Annotated in this window: 13 protein-coding genes; 5 read left to right on the forward strand and 8 right to left on the reverse strand. The window is 73.1% G+C overall.

The window, feature by feature from the left end; translation table 11 throughout:
• Positions 1 to 259: 259 nt before the first annotated feature.
• Together ACGFXC_RS31620 and ACGFXC_RS31625 are read right to left on the reverse strand one after the other, a co-directional pair.
• Complete coding sequence (locus tag ACGFXC_RS31620) at positions 260 to 505, reverse strand: DUF397 domain-containing protein (RefSeq protein ID WP_393718312.1); 246 nt, start codon at positions 503 to 505, stop codon at positions 260 to 262.
• A complete protein-coding gene (locus ACGFXC_RS31625) occupies positions 502 to 1335 on the reverse strand; it encodes a helix-turn-helix domain-containing protein (protein WP_393718313.1) in 834 nt (277 codons plus the stop codon). Before ACGFXC_RS31625 ends, ACGFXC_RS31620 begins: the two co-directional genes overlap by 4 nt.
• Positions 1336 to 1461: 126 nt before the next feature.
• Here ACGFXC_RS31625 and ACGFXC_RS31630 point away from each other — a divergent pair, with 126 nt between their 5' ends.
• From ACGFXC_RS31630 to ACGFXC_RS31640, 3 genes are read left to right on the forward strand one after another with little or no spacing between them, the layout of a single operon-like run.
• Positions 1462 to 1935 carry an ATP-binding protein gene (locus tag ACGFXC_RS31630; RefSeq protein ID WP_393718314.1) on the forward strand — a complete coding sequence of 158 codons (474 nt, stop codon included), beginning with the start codon at positions 1462 to 1464 and terminating at the stop codon, positions 1933 to 1935.
• 57 nt (positions 1936 to 1992) lie between these two features.
• Positions 1993 to 3801 (forward strand): polymorphic toxin-type HINT domain-containing protein, encoded by a 1809-nt coding sequence (locus ACGFXC_RS31635; protein ID WP_393718315.1) that lies wholly within the window; start codon positions 1993 to 1995, stop codon positions 3799 to 3801.
• Positions 3798 to 4199, forward strand: coding sequence for a DUF6188 family protein (locus ACGFXC_RS31640; protein ID WP_393718316.1), 402 nt, complete (start codon positions 3798 to 3800; stop codon positions 4197 to 4199). The genes ACGFXC_RS31635 and ACGFXC_RS31640 overlap by 4 nt, the downstream gene beginning before the upstream one ends.
• 5 nt (positions 4200 to 4204) lie before the next feature.
• On the opposite strand, the gene ACGFXC_RS31645 is transcribed toward ACGFXC_RS31640, so the two are convergent.
• From ACGFXC_RS31645 to ACGFXC_RS31655, 3 genes are all read right to left on the reverse strand, one after another.
• Complete coding sequence (locus tag ACGFXC_RS31645) at positions 4205 to 4681, reverse strand: hypothetical protein (RefSeq protein ID WP_393718317.1); 477 nt, start codon at positions 4679 to 4681, stop codon at positions 4205 to 4207.
• A gap of 116 nt (positions 4682 to 4797) precedes the next feature.
• On the reverse strand, positions 4798 to 5658 hold the full coding sequence (locus tag ACGFXC_RS31650; protein ID WP_393718318.1) for a TIGR03619 family F420-dependent LLM class oxidoreductase: 861 nt from the start codon (positions 5656 to 5658) through the stop codon (positions 4798 to 4800).
• A 105-nt stretch (positions 5659 to 5763) separates the two neighbouring features.
• A complete protein-coding gene (locus ACGFXC_RS31655; RefSeq protein ID WP_393718373.1) occupies positions 5764 to 6873 on the reverse strand; it encodes an ADP-ribosylglycohydrolase family protein in 1110 nt (369 codons plus the stop codon).
• 403 nt (positions 6874 to 7276) lie between these two features.
• Between ACGFXC_RS31655 and ACGFXC_RS31660 the strand changes: the two genes are divergently transcribed.
• On the forward strand, positions 7277 to 8362 hold the full coding sequence (locus tag ACGFXC_RS31660; RefSeq protein WP_393718319.1) for a tyrosine-protein phosphatase: 1086 nt from the start codon (positions 7277 to 7279) through the stop codon (positions 8360 to 8362).
• Positions 8363 to 8419: 57 nt separating this feature from the next.
• Here the strand turns inward: ACGFXC_RS31660 and ACGFXC_RS31665 are convergent, their stop codons facing one another.
• From ACGFXC_RS31665 to ACGFXC_RS31675, 3 genes are all read right to left on the reverse strand, one after another.
• Positions 8420 to 11011, reverse strand: a complete 2592-nt coding sequence (locus ACGFXC_RS31665; protein WP_393718320.1) for a bifunctional FO biosynthesis protein CofGH — start codon at positions 11009 to 11011, stop codon at positions 8420 to 8422.
• 40 nt (positions 11012 to 11051) lie between these two features.
• Positions 11052 to 11837 (reverse strand): SDR family oxidoreductase, encoded by a 786-nt coding sequence (locus tag ACGFXC_RS31670; RefSeq protein ID WP_393718321.1) that lies wholly within the window; start codon positions 11835 to 11837, stop codon positions 11052 to 11054.
• A gap of 110 nt (positions 11838 to 11947) precedes the next feature.
• Positions 11948 to 12502 (reverse strand): hypothetical protein, encoded by a 555-nt coding sequence (locus ACGFXC_RS31675; RefSeq protein WP_393718322.1) that lies wholly within the window; start codon positions 12500 to 12502, stop codon positions 11948 to 11950.
• Between the two features lie 297 nt (positions 12503 to 12799).
• Here ACGFXC_RS31675 and ACGFXC_RS31680 point away from each other — a divergent pair, with 297 nt between their 5' ends.
• On the forward strand, positions 12800 to 14491 hold the full coding sequence (locus ACGFXC_RS31680; RefSeq protein ID WP_393718323.1) for a lytic transglycosylase domain-containing protein: 1692 nt from the start codon (positions 12800 to 12802) through the stop codon (positions 14489 to 14491).
• Positions 14492 to 14704 lie beyond the last annotated feature (213 nt).

The raw sequence follows: 14704 nt of genomic DNA on the forward strand, positions 1-14704 counted from the left end.
GCCGGCTCCTCACCCGTCACGGGGCCGACGGGGCTCCCGGCCACCGGGACGGTGACCGGGCCGGTCGGCCCAACGGAGGGGATGATCGGCAGCGCGTGCGAATCCCGACAAGAGCCGGTTCGGGCCCCGAGTCGGACACCGGCGCGAAAAGGTGCCCGTTATCGTAGAGAGAGGGCCGGTATGGCCGTCCGGTGACGTGCGGGACGGCCCCGGGGATCGTCCGGATCCTTCGTCACTCGTTCGAGTGATGGCGTACGAACTAGGCGTCGAGCGAGCCCAGGAAGTCGACCCAGCCGGCGGGGCTGACCGCGAGCTCGGGGCTGGCGGTGAGCTTGGAGTCCCGGACGTGGACGGTACCGGTGGCGCAGGCGGCGACCTCGACGCAGTCGTCGCCCTGGCTTCCGCTGTAGGTGGACTTGTGCCAGGAGAGGGCGACCTCGACGCAGCTGTCGCCGTCGCCGCTGCTGTAACTGCTCTTGAACCACCGGAGCTGGGAGCTGTTCACAGGGATCCTCGCATTCGCATCAACAGGCCCATGCTGTCAGCAGGATTGAGGGCCTGGATGCGAAGTTTGGCATACCTTTGGTGGAGCACGCTGACGTCTTTCGGGTCCCACAGCACGCGGCCCGATTGCTGCCCCTCGCTGTATCCCGCCCATTCGTGCTCCCAGGTTTCGAGCAGTTGAAATGCTCCGCCTAGGCCGGCGTGATGGCAGCTGACAAGCGGCATGATCTGGAGGTCGACGTTTGGCAGCTCGGCTTGCTCCAGCAGGTGGTCGATGGTTCCGCGACTCACTTCGGCCCCGCCGGTCTGCCGGCTGATCACCGCCTCATCGATGATGAAGCTGAAGACCGTATAAGGGATGCGCGCCAGTAGCTGCTGCCGCTTGAGCCGTGCCGTGACGCGGTCCTCGGCATCCGAGGGTGATGGAGGCGGCAGAACGTCAGCGACCAGGGCGCGCGCGTAAGCCTCGGTCTGCAGGAGCCCGGGCACGACTCGGCACTCGTACGTATTGAGGGCGATCGCCTCCTCCTCCAGTTCCGCCCACCGGCGGAACCAGGACGCCAGTCCGCTCCGCCGTCTCATCTGGCGGGCAGCGATCTGGAGGACGCCGAAAGTGTCCAGGACCTCGTTCGCCTTGCTCACGAACTTCGGGGACGGATGCCGTCGCCCCTGTTCCACCGAGGCCACGTACTGGACCGAGTAGCCCACCAAGGGGTGGAACTGCTCCTGTGTCAGCCCCGCTCGTTTGCGGAAGGCGGCGAGCGTCTCGCCGAAGTTCTTCAGGTCCGGGTCCGGTTCGGTCTTCTTGGTGCCGTCTTCGTCAGCCGTCATCACGGTCACCTCCCCGCGTCATGCTCACGGTCGGTGACTGCGCCTGTCCAGAGAGTCGGCTACTACAGTTGAAGAGTAGTAGCCGCGGTGCTGGGAACTGCCCTCCCCACAAGGGACGTTCTCCTCATGACCACTCCCCCCGGCCCCGCCCGGACCCTCGTACGCGTGTTCACTCAGCGTTTCAGCTGCACCCGGCGCGGAGCGCGGCTCGCGCGGCAGCTGGCGCTCGTGGAGCTGCACGGCTGGGGGGTTCCCGAGGGGACGCCCCTCTCGCTCGATGCCGGGCTGCTCGTCTCGGAGCTCGCCGCCAATGCCGTCCTGCACGGGCGGGTGCCGGGGCGGGACTTCGAGTTGCGGATGACGCTGCTGGCGGGGGTGCTGCGGGTGGAGGTGTCCGATGCCCGTGGTGACCGGCGGCCGGTGGTGCGGGCGCGGGACCTCCGGGCGGGGTCGGGGTACGGGCTGCGGATCGTGGCGGCGCTCGCCGCCGACTGGGGGGTCACCGACCGGCTCGTCGGCAAGACGGTGTGGGCCGAACTGCCGCGCCGGATCAGGCCCGTTCCGCCCGGCGGCCATGAAGATGATCATGACCTCGGGTAACGCCTTAGCGTGGGCCGCGACCACGCGCAGTACGCGCGAGTAACAACGGGGACACGCATGTTTCAGCACGTCAGACAGAAGATAGTCGTCCTCCTCACCGTCATGTGCCTGACGGTGGGGGCGGCCGGAACGGCGGCGGCGGCCGATGCGCTCGACCGTCCGCCCACCCTGCTGGAGATCGCGGCCAGGGTGTCGCAGTACGCGAAGTGCAAGAACCTGCCGCTGCTGGAGCGGCCCAAGTGCGCCAAGGAGTTCGCGCTCAAGTCGCTGAAGGTCGGGCTCGCCCTGGGGGTGGTCCTCTACACGCTCCAGGGCGGGATGGAGGACGACGAGCGGCCCGCCTTCGCGGAGATCGAGAAGGAGGTGGAGGCGCTCCGCAAGCTCCAGCCGGAGCTCCTGCTGCACCCGAAGCCGGACACGGACCCGAAGAAGCGGCTGGAGGTGCTCCAGCAGTTCGCCAGGACGTTCAAGGCCGCCAAGCCGGCCATGGAGTCGCTGCGCGGGAAGCTGGAGCTGGCGGCACGCGTCAGCGGGACGGCGAGCGACTCCGTCGAGATGCTCGCCTTCCTGACCGCCGTCCAGTTCTTCCCGCCGGGCGAGGAGCGGCCGCCGGTCGTCGCCGACGGGTCGTTCGGCCGGTGGATCGACGACGTCCTGGGCGCCCTGACCCAGATCAACAGCGGCCTCGACCAGATGAACGAGGCCCTGGACGACATGAACGGGATCATGGTCGATGTCAACAAGAGCATCGACGGCATGAACGAGGGCCTGAACCAGGCCAACCGGGGGATGACGCAGCTCAACGAGGGCGTCGGTCAGATGAACCGGGGCGTGGGCCAGATGAACACGGCCGTCGCCGGGTTCAACAAGGCCGCGGAGAAGATCCTCGCCGTTCCGGACTTCACGTTCGACTTCTCGCACGTCGCCGACCGGGTCGGGGCGAACCAGGTGCCGCGCGAGGTGCTCGCCGAGCAGGACCGCAAGATGGGGCTGCTGCTCGACCTGGTTCCCGGCGTCGGCAACGGCAAGGGCGTCGTGGAGGCCCTCACCGGGCACAACCTGGCGACCGGTGAGGAACTGAGCACCACGGACCGGGTCATCGGCGGGCTCGTCGTCCTGCGCTGGCTCAAGACCGGCGGGACGCTGACCGCCGAGGCGATCCGGGCGGCCCGCAAGACCGAGAAGGTCGCCGGGTGCTTCAACAGCTTCCCGGCCGGGACGCGGGTGCTGATGGGCGACGGGACGACGACCCGTCCCATCGAGGAGGTCGCGGTCGGCGACACCGTCTTCGCCACCGATCCCGGGACGGGCGCCGACGGCCCCCGCCGGGTCGACGACACGATCCACACCCCGGACGACGTCGACTTCACCGGCGTCACCGTCGGTCAGGGGGCGGGCGCCCTCACGGCCACCGACCACCACCCGTTCTGGGTGGAGAACCGCGGGCAGTGGAAGGACGCCGCCGAGCTCAACTCCGGCGACGCCCTGCGCACCCCGGACGGCGGGACCGTCGCGGTCGACCGGGTCACGCACTGGAAGGAGCTCCGGGGCGCGTACAACCTGACGGTCAACGACCTGCACACCTACTACGTGCTCGCGGGCGCCACCCCGGTCCTGGTCCACAATGCGGGGGGACTGTGCAGCAGGCCGGCCGCGATCGCCAAGGCGACCGGCTACTCGGTGAAGCAGATCAAGGACGCGATCCACAAGGTGAAGGCCCAGGGAGCGTGGCGCGGGATCGGCGGCAACAAGAACCCGGACATGCTCGTCGACCCCAAGACCGGAGAGGTGCACCCCCAGATGCCGGACGGCTCGCCGGGCGACAGCATCGGCAACATCTTCGACCACCTGCCGGAGCTGCCGTGATCGAGGACCTCGGCGACCGCTGGCGCATCGGACTGCGGGGCACCCGGGTGCTCGCCGTGCGCCGTACGGAGTCGCGGCTGTCGGTGACGTTCGCCGACGGGACGGAGCTCGCGGTGTCCGGACCGGTGCTCCTGACGGAGGGACCGGCCACCGCTCCGGGGGCCGTGGTGGTCGCCGGGGACGGGTGGGACCGGCTCGTCGGCGCCACCGTCCTGTCGGCGGTGGCCTTCCGGACGGGTGCGCTGCGGCTGGTGTTCGGTACGGGCCACCACCTCGGCGTCCGGGGCGCGGAGCCCGGGACGCGGGTGTCCCTGGGCAAGCCCGGGGTCTTCCGCTGGTCCTGCCGGGCGGGGGCCGGCGAGATGCTGGCCCCCGGGGCGCCGGGGTGGGAGTCCTAGGGGCGCTACTTCTTGGTCGGCAGGGCCGGGAGGGAGGGCAGCTTGGCGTCGCTGCGCTGGAAGGTGTCGGTGCCGGCGGCGCCCTCCCAGGTGACCTTCAGGGTGGTGGCGTCGACGGAGTCGACCTTGCCCTTGGAGCGGGTCGCCCCGGCCGGGCAGGTCAGGTCGAGGGCGGCGCCGGTGCTGGTGCCCTCGCAGGTCAGCCCGGTGGCCGCCTCGACCACGAAGGCGGTCCGGCCCTTGACGGTGAGCACCACGCCCTTGCCCGGGTTCTGCATCGAGATCCAGCCGCCGTCGAGGGTGCCCGCCTTCGCCGCTCCGCCCGCGCCGCCCGCCGAAGGGCTGGCGGCGGGGGCCGGGGCGATGACGGGGGTCTCCTTCTTGTCCGCGGCCGGGGCGGCGTCGCTGCCACAGCCCGTCAGGGCGAGCACGGCGGCGATGCCGGTGGCGGTGGCGACGGACAGGCGCAGGTGGTCGAGCACGGAAGAATCCCCCAGGGAAAGCGAGTTGATCGGCGGAACGCGCCAACGTACCAGCCGGGCCGGCCGGTGGCGGCACCTGCGGACACGCGCGGGCCGGGCGGGCGGTTCCCGTCCGCTCAGAGGTACTGGGCGAACTCGTCCAGGACCCGCAGCACCTCTCCCTCCGGCGCCGAGGGGAGCTGGAGGACGACCTCCTCCAGGCCCAGTTCGGCGTAGTGGCCCATCTTGCCGGGGGTCGGCTGGACGGCGTACGGGACGACCTGGAGGGACTTGGGGTCGCGCCCGGCGTCCTCCCAGACCCGGCGCAGCACCGGCACCGATTCGGTGAGGCCGCGTCCGCCGATGGGGAGCCAGCCGTCGCAGTGGTCGGCGATGGCCGCGAACAGCTTCGGGCCGGCCGAGCCGCCGATCAGCGTGCGCGGACCGTACAGGGGCTGTCCGGGGGCCAGTTCGCGCGGCGGCTGGACCGGCTTGGGGTGGGCGGAGCTCGGCTGGACGCGGGCGTACGGGCCCTGGTGGCCGGTGGGCGCCGGGGCCCACAGGGCGCGCATCAGGGCCATGTGGTCGCGGACCCGTTCGCGCCGGGTGCGCCAGTCGACGCCGTGGTCGGCGGCCTCCTCGACGTTCCAGCCGTAGCCGATGCCGAGGGTGACGCGGCCGCCGCTGAGGTGGTCGAGGGTGGCCACCTGCTTGGCGAGGCCGATCGGGTCGTGCTGGGCGACCAGGGTGATGCCGGTGCCCAGGTGCAGGCGTTCGGTGACGGCGGCGGCCTGCCCGAGGGCGACGAAGGGGTCGAGGGTGCGTCCGTACTGGTCCGGGAGGTCACCGCCCATGGGGGCGTCGGTGACGCGGCTGACGGGGATGTGGGTGTGCTCGGGGAGGTAGAGGCCGGAGAAGCCGCGCTCCTCCAGGGCGCGGGCCAGCCGGACGGGGGAGACGGTGTGGTCGGTGAGGAAGACGGTCGTGGCGATCCGCATGGGCGAGGCACCTCCGGGTCGGGGGAGGGCCAAGGTACGGCGTTCCGCGCCAGGACGGCAGGGCCCGCCGCCGTCCGGCGGGCCCCCGGTCCGGTCCGGGCCGGGTCAGGCCGCGGGGACCGGGTAGCGGGCGAGCCAGGCCGGGGCGGCGGAGCGGGGTCCGTGCAGGGCCGGGCCCTGGGTCAGTTCCATGGCGAGGTCGTCGGCGAGAGCGAGGACGGTGGCGCGGCCCTCCAGCCCGGCCAGCCATCCGGCGGGCAGGGCCGTCTCCCCGTGCAGGGCGCCGAGCAGGGCCCCGCACAGGGCGCCCGCGGCGGCGGAGTCGCCGCCGTGGTTGACGGCGAGCCGCAGCCCGTGGCGGACGTCCTCGGCGACGAGGGCGCAGTACACGGCGGCGGCGAGGGTGTCGGCGGCGTCCCGGCCGCCGTCGGGGGCGAGGGCTTCGACGGCCGCCGGTGAGGGCGTGCCCCGGGTGACGGCGGCGACGGCCCGCCGGAGGGCGTCGGTGACGGGCTGGTGGCCGGGCCGGGTGCCGAGGGCGCCGAGGGTGCGCTGGACCGCGGCGTCCAGGGAGTCGCCCCGGGTCAGGCCGTGCACGATCACGGCGAAGGCGCCCGCCGCCAGGTGGGCGGTGGGGTGGCCGTGGCTCTGGGCGGCGCACTCGACGGTCAGCTGGAGGACCAGGGCGGGCTCCCAGCCGACCAGCAGCCCGAAGGGCGCCGAGCGGGTGGCGGCGGCCGCGTCCCGGGCGGTGGGGTTCTTCGGCTGCTCCGGCGTGGCGGGGGTGTCGTCGGCGAAGCCGGTCAGGCAGGAGCGGTCCGGGGCGCGCCGGGCGTAGAGCCACTCCTCGCGGGCGAGCCAGCCGTTGTCCGCGCGGCGCTCGTCCGGGCCCCAGTCCTGCTGGGTCGCGGCCCAGCGGCGGTAGGCGCGGTGGACGTCGGTCGGCGGGTGCCAGCCGCCGGAGTCCCGGCGGACGTGGGCCCGGATCAGGCCGTCCACCGTGAACAGGGTCAGCTGGGTGGCGGCGGTGACGGTGCCCGCGGGGCCGCCGGCGGCGGGGGCGGGTTCGGTCAGGCCCGCCTCGCCGTGGGCCGTGCGGATGCCGTCCAGGGTGAGGGCGGTGAGGGGGGCGCCGAGGGTGTCGCCGAGGGCGGAGCCGAGCAGGGCGCCGCGCACGCGGCTGCGGAAGTCCTGCTGTTCGGTGCGGCCCCACAGTGCGGTGGCCGGGACGGGGGCGGCGGCCGGTGGTGTTGGTGGTGCCGGTGGTGTCGCCGTGGGTGCCGGGGCCGGGGCGGCGGCCGGTGGTGCCGCGGTCGGCGGCGGTGTCGTCGGTGTGTGCGCGGAGGCGGCTGCCGCCCCCGCGGCGCCCGCGTCCGGTGTGATCGTCGTGTCCATGTCCATCCCCCCGTGTCCTGGCGCGCACTGTAGTGGACAGGTTCGGTCATATCCGGAAGGAGTCGGTCGCCGCGTCGGTAAGTGACCGGCGGAGTGCCGTCGGGCGAACGAATCCGGCCACCGTCCCACTATGTGGCACGTATTGCCACTGGCCTTCGAGCCGGTCGGTTTCGGCCATGCCTCGTTCATACCGCGTTCTCCGGACCCGCCCAGCCTCGACGGCATGAAGAAGGCTCTGCTCGCCGCGACCGTCGTCGCCTCCGCACTCACCGCCTCCCTGGTCGCGGCCCCCGCCGCCACCGCCTCCGGCTGGGACCTCCCCTGGGGCAACGGCCACCACCAGGGCCGGCACGCCATCCCGTTCACCGAGGCCACCGTCACCGCCGGCGCCGACGGCTCGTACACCCTGAAGTGGAGCGCCGAGAACACCAAGCGCGTCGAGATCAAGGCCAACGGCAAGGTCGTCGCCAAGGGCGGCGCCCAGGGCCGGGCCGTCGTCAAGCGGCTGCCCGCCGCCGACCGCCAGTGGTTCGACTTCAAGCCGGAGCGCGGCGAGGGCCTGCGCCTCGCCGACCGCCTGATCACGCTGGAGGGCACCGCCAACTTCCGCGACGCGGGCGGCTACCGCACCACCACCGGCCAGTGGGTCAAGATGGGCGAGATCTACCGCTCCGACGCCCTCAACAAGCTCACCGCGAACGACCTGGCCAAGCTCCAGCGGCTGCGCGTCAAGACCGTCTTCGACCTGCGCATGCAGGACGAGCGCAGCAAGGACGCCGACCGGGTCCCGGCCGGCGCCACCTACGTCGTCGCCGACGTCTTCGCGGGCTCGCCGTCCTTCCAGACGATGCCCAAGACCCCCGACGAGGCCGTCAAGAGCATGATCGACGCCGAGAAGACGATGGTCAGCGGCGCCGGCGGCAAGAAGGCCTACACCCAGGTCTTCGAGGGCATCGAGAAGGACCGCAGCCGCGCCGTCCTCTTCCACTGCACCGCGGGCAAGGACCGCACGGGCTGGGCGGGCGCCACCCTGCTGACGGCGCTCGGCGTCCCGCAGGAGACGGTGATGGCCGACTACCTGGCCTCCAACGACTACCGCAAGGCCGCCAACGACGCGATCCTCTCGCACCTCCCGGCCGCCCAGGCCGCCGTCTACAAGCCGCTCCTGGACGTCCGCCCCGAGTACCTGAACGCGGGCTACGCCGAGGTCAAGGCCACGTACGGCTCCTTCGACCGCTACCTGAAGAACGGGCTCGGCATCGACTCCCGCGAGCTGCGCGACCTGAAGGAAGACCTCCTCGTCGGCTGACCCTCCCCGACGACCGCGGCCCGGCCGGGACGACTCCCCGGCCGGGCCGCCCCGCGTTCAGTCCAGGACCGGCAGCAGCTGCGGCAGGTGCCCGTCCGAGGCGCGGGCCGCCTCCCGGCGCTCCGCCGGGACCTCCCCGTACAGGGTCGTCCGGGGCTTCGCGGGCCGCCCGGCCGACTCCGCGACCGCCACCAGGTCCCGTACCGACTTGTACGAGCCGTAACTCGACCCCGCCATCCGCGAGATCGTCTCCTCCATCAGGGTCCCGCCCAGGTCGTTCGCGCCGGAGCGGAGCATCTCTGCCGCGCCCTGCGAGCCCAGCTTCACCCAGCTGGTCTGGATGTTGGGCACGTGCGGGTGCAGCAGCAGCCGGGCCATCGCCGTGACCGCCCGGTTGTCCCGCGCGGTCGGACCGGGCCGGGCGATGCCCGCCAGGTACACGGGGGCGTTGGTGTGGATGAACGGCAGCGTCACGAACTCCGTGAAACCGGCGACGCCCTTCTCCAGCGCGCTCTCCTGGATCCGGGTCAGCGTGCGGAAGTGGCCCAGCCAGTGCCGGGGCTGGTCCACGTGCCCGTACATCATCGTGGACGAGGAGCGGATGCCCAGCTCGTGCGCGGTGGTGATGACCTCGGTCCAGTCCGCCGTCGGCAGCTTGCCCTTGGTCAGCACCCAGCGGACCTCGTCGTCCAGGATCTCCGCCGCCGTCCCCGGGATCGAGTCCAGCCCGGCCTCCCGGGCGGCCGTCAGCCAGTCCCGTACGGACATGCCCGTACGGGTCGCGCCGTTGACGACCTCCATCGGGGAGAAGGCGTGCACGTGGATGCCGGGGACCCGCTCCTTGACCGCCCGCGCGATGTCGAAGTACGCCGTCCCGGGCAGGTCCGGGTGGATGCCGCCCTGCATGCACACCTCGACCGCCCCCACGTCCCAGGCCTGCGCCGCCCGGTCGGCGACCTGGTCCAGGGAGAGCGTGTAGGCGTCGGCGTCGGTACGGCGCTGGGCGAAGGCGCAGAAGCGGCAGCCGGTGTAACAGACGTTGGTGAAGTTGATGTTCCTGGTGACGACGTACGTGACCTCCTCGCCCACCACCGACCTGCGCAGGTCGTCCGCGATCCGGCACAGCGCGTCCAGCGCGGGCCCGTCCGCGTGCAGCAGCGCCAGGGCCTGCCCGTCGGTGAGCCGCGTCGGATCGTCGGCCGCCCGCGCCAGGGCCTCGCGCACGTCCGTGTCGATGCGCTCGGGGACCATGCCGGGGGCCGCGGCCTCGCGCAGGGCCTCCCAGTCGCCGTAGACGTGGTCGAAGTCCTCGCGCCGGTCGCCGGTGCGGCCCTCGGTGTCGATGGCGGTGTGCAGGTCGGTGCGCCCGTACGCGCCGAGGCCCTCGTCGGGCTCCTGCCACGGGCGGCCGGTGACCGCCGCCGACTCGTCGGCCAGCCCCGTCTCCGGATCGGCCAGCGCCCGTACGTGCGGCAGCAGGCGCGGGTCCAGCCAGGGCTCGCCGCGCCGGACGAACTCCGGGTACACGCAGAGCCGTTCGCGCAGCTCGAAGCCGGCCGCCGCGGACCGGGCGGCCAGCGTCTCGATCTGCGGCCAGGGCCGCTCCGGGTTGACGTGGTCCGGGGTCAGCGGCGAGACGCCGCCCCAGTCGTCGATGCCCGCCCCGATCAGCCGGGCGTACTCCCCGTCCACCAGGTTCGGCGGTGCCTGGAGGCAGGCGGCGGGGCCCATCAGGTGCCGGGCGACGGCGATGGTGGCGACCAGGTCGTCGAGCTCGGCGTCCGGCATCCCGCGCATCGCCGTGTCCGGCTTGGCGCGGAAGTTCTGGATGATCAGCTCCTGGATGCCGTGGTAGGCGCGGGAGATCCGGCGCAGCGCGAAGAGGGACTCGGCCCGCTCCGCGTACGTCTCGCCGATCCCGATCAGCAGCCCGGAGGTGAAGGGCACCGAGGAGCGCCCGGCGTCCTCCAGGACCCGCAGCCGGACGGCCGGTTCCTTGTCGGGGGAGCCGTGGTGCGGGCCGCCGGGCTCGGACCACAGCCGGGTGGCGGTGGTCTCCAGCATCATGCCCATGGAGGGGGCCACCGGCTTGAGCCGCTGGAAGTCGGCCCAGGACATGACGCCCGGGTTGAGGTGGGGCAGCAGGCCCGTCTCCTCCAGGATGCGGATCGACACGGCCCGTACGTAGGAGATCGTGTCGTCGTAGCCGTGCGCCTCCAGCCACTGCCGCGCCTCGGGCCAGCGGTCCTCGGGCTTGTCCCCGAGGGTGATCAGCGCTTCCTTGCAGCCGAGGGCGGCGCCCTTGCGGGCCACGTCGAGGACCTCGTCCGGGGACATGAACATCCCGTGGCCGGCCCGGCGGAGCTTGCCGGGGACGGTGGCGAAGGTGCAGTAGTGGCACGTGTCGCGGCACAGCCGGGTGAGGGGGATGAACACGCTCTTCGAGTACGTGATGACCCCGGGCCGGCCCGCGGCGGCGAGCCCGGAGTCCCGTACGCGGGCGGCGGAGGCGGTGAGGTCGTCGAGGGCCTCACCGCGCGCCTGGAGCAGTACGGCCGCCTCGGTCGCGTCGAGCGCGACGCCGTCGCGGGCCCGCCGGAGCGCGCGGCGCATCGCGTTGTCGGTCGGAGCGTCACTCGGAGTGGTCATACGGCGAGCATACGATCACGGGCCGGGTCGGTGAGGGGCCTCATCGCATCAGCTCACCGGCGTTGACCAGCAGCGACTGGCCGGTTATCGCCCGCGCCCGGTCGGAGGCGAGGAAGGCGGCGGCGTCCGCGACGTCCCCGTCGGTGGCCAGGTCCGGCAGGGCCATCCGCGCGGTCAGGCGGGCCTGCACCTCGGCTTCGGACACCCCTTCCGTGTGTGCGGTGAAGGTGACGAAGGCCTGTACCGGCGGCCCCCACATCCAGCCGGGCAGCACGGTGTTGACGCGGATCCGGTCCGGTCCGAGCTCGCGCGCCATGGAGTACATGGCGGAGGTCAGCGCCCCCTTGGAGGCGGCGTAGGCGGCCTGCTGGACCTCGCTCGGGGCGGCCACGGCGGACTGGGTGCCGATGATGACGACCGCGCCGCCGCCGGCGGCGCGCAGGGCGGGCAGGCAGGCGCGGGTCATGCGCAGGGTGCCGAGGAGGTTGACGTCGAGGATCTGCTGCCAGGTCCCGAAGTCGGCGTCGGCCAGGCCCCCGAAGTAGGAGTCCCAGGCGGCGACGTGCACGACCGCGTCGACGCCGCCGAAGCGCTGCGTGGCGAGGGCGACGAGGGCCTCGCACTGGGCCTCGTCGGTGATGTCGGTGGTCCGGTGGGCGGTGTGGGCGCCGTCCGGGTCGATCTCGGCGGCGGACTTGGCCAGGTTCGCCTCGGTCCGCGCGCCGAGCACGGCGTTGCCCCCGTCGCGCACCACGGCGGCGGCCACCTGGTGGCCGAGCCCGGCCCCGACCCCCGAGACGATGACGGTCTTCCCTCGCAGCAGCATGGCGCGCCCCCTGGCGGCTCGTTCCGGCGACTGGATCTGACGGGCCGTCAGGGTAGGGGTGCCGGGCGGGGTTGGGAAGGGCGGCGGGCCGGGTCCGCCGCCCCGGGGCGTCAGCCCGCCACGTCCGCGATGATGTGCGAAACGACCCATACCGCCCAGAGCAGCGGGATGATCGCCACGTAGGCGAGCGGCCGGGCGTGCAGCGGCGGGCCCTCGTCGAGCTGCCGGCGGCCGGGCGCGGGCTCCGAGGGGTCGAGCTTGTCGAACTTCATCGAGGCGACGAGGTTCCAGATCAGGGTGAAGGGCGTGAACAGCACCAGGGAGAGCGGGCTCCACCAGCCCTGGCAGAGCGTCTTCGTGGTCATGATCCGGACCATGGCCCGGCCGCACCGGCGGCAGAAGGGGCCGTCGAGCCGGTGGAAGCGCATCAGTACGAGCACGCCGACGTGGGCCCGGACCGCGAAGTTCACCGCCTCGGGCGCCCCGCAGTTGCGGCACCCGGCCGGGGGCGCCGCGGGGTACGGGGCCTGCGGGTGGGCGTACTGCGGCTGCGCGTACTGCGGCTGCGGGTACGGCGGCTGCGGGTGCTGGGCGTACGGGTTGGCTCCGGCCGGCGGGGGCGGCAGCGGCGCACCGGAGTAGGGGTTGACGGGGGGAGTGCTCATGGACGGGCCTTCGGAGGGAGGGGCGGGCGAACGAACGTACCAGCCGCGGGGGCCCGTTCGGACGCGGGCGGAACCGCGCCAAACGCCGCGAGCCGTTGCAGGAGGGGTCATTGGGGCGTTCCGGACGGTCCCGTGGCCCGCTGGACGTCCTGAGCCACAACCGGATGAAGGCGAGACGAATGGTGTCTCATATGTGCGGGGGTGACGGCGAGTCGTATCCGAATACCTGATAGACAGAACAATCACGGCTCGACAAGCCGACGCCTTCGCCGGCTGCCTTGGGGGGATCGCCGCACTGTGAAGCAGCTTCACCGTCACGTAGTCAACACCTCGCGCAAGGTCTTGTGCACGGCCGCCCTCGCGGCCAGCCTGACCACCGCCGCCGCGCTGACCAACACCCCGGTCGCCGGCGCGGGAGAAGCGGAGCCGACCCCGGACAGCCCGCAGGCCGCCGACCGCGGCGACGCCCGGCTGGACCTCCCGGCCCCCCTCGCCGACCCGCTGGTCCCGCCCGCCGCCGCCGGCGGCGCGGCCGCGGAGGGCGCGTCCGGGATCCCCGCGACCGCCCTCGACGCCTACAAGCGGGCCGAGGTGTCCGTGAAGGCGGCCCTGCCCAACTGCAACCTGTCCTGGGCGCTGATCGCGGGCATAGGCCGGGTCGAGTCGGTGCACGCCTCCGGTTACGGGCTCAAGGCCGACGGCACCACCGAGCGGCCGATCCGCGGCCCCCGGCTCGACGGCAACGGCTTCGCGAAGATCACCGACACCGACAAGGGCGAGTGGGACGCGGACACCGAGTACGACCGCGCCTTCGGCCCCCTCCAGTTCATCCCCTCCACCTGGAAGGACTGGAAGGCCGACGGCAACGGCGACGGCCAGCGCGACGCGAACAACATCTACGACGCGGCGCTCGGCGCGGGCCTGTACCTCTGCGCGGGCGGCAAGGACCTCTCGCTGCCTGCGGACCTGGACAGGGCCGTCCTCAGCTACAACAGCTCGCGCGATTACGTGAACACCGTGCTCGGCTACATGCGTCAGTACCTGGACGGCGCCACCGGCGTGCCCAACCCGCCCGTCGGCACCTACCCGACGCCGCCCACGCCGAGCCTGCCCACCCCGCAGGCGCCGCACGTGCCGTCGCCGAACCCCCCGGCGACCCGGCCGACGCCGACGCCGACTCCGACCCCGACTCCCACCCCGACGCCGACGCCGACCCCCACCCCGGGCGAACCGTCGAAGCCGGCGCCGGCCACCCTCGCCAAGCTGGAGCGGATCGGCGACGCGAAGCTGGAGGCCGAGACCGGCGCCCTCTTCGCGGAGGGCGTCCGCTTCAAGGCGGCGCTCAGCGACGGCAAGCCCGCCGTCGGGCAGGCCGTGGTCTTCGCCGTCGAGCAGGACACCACCGGCGGCACGGGCTTCGTCTTCGAGGGCGAGCCGAGCGTGGTCGTCCGGACCGGCGCCGACGGCACGGTCACCGCGCCCCGCCTCAAGGCGGGCGCCAAGGGCGGCACCTTCACCCTGCGGGCGACGGCCTACGACGCCAAGAGCCAGTTCACGGTGGCGCTGCCCGGCACGGTCACCGAGAAGGCCAAGCCGCTGGAGATCACCCGTACCGACGGCGGCGCCCCGGTGACGGCCCCGGCCGGCACCTCCGTCAAGGGCCTGGAGTTCCGGACCGCCGCGGGCGACAAGCCGGTGGCGGGCGCGCGGGTGACGGCCACGCTGGTCGACGGCGAGCCGGGCGCCTGGGTCCCGGTGGACCAGGCGAAGGCGAAGGGCCCCTGGTTCGCGGGCAAGGACGGCGCGAAGCTGTTCACGCTGGAGCTGCCCAAGACCGACGCCGACGGCAAGACCGCCCTGCCGGAGCTGCTCACGACGGACGTGCCCGCGGGCACCTACCACCTCCGCCTGACCACCCCGGACGGCGCGGAGCTCGTCGTGGACATCAAGGTCACCGCCCCGAAGGACGTCCCGCCCGCGAAGCCCTGAGGCCCGGCGGCTCCCGGCACCGGCTCCGGCCGGTCCGGGGGCCCGGGGGGCCGAACGCCAGTGGCCCGGTCACCGCGAGGTGACCGGGCCACTGGCGTGGGGGGGGGGGGGGGGGGGGGGGGGGCGGGCGGGGGCCCCGCCGCCAACCCCGCAGACACGAGCTCTGGGTGCAGTGTTTTTAGTGTTATAAAAACACTACCGGGCGGGACGGGC

Source organism: Streptomyces sp. NPDC048507 (assembly GCF_043199995.1).
In the GTDB taxonomy this organism is placed as follows: Bacteria; Actinomycetota; Actinomycetes; order Streptomycetales; family Streptomycetaceae; genus Streptomyces.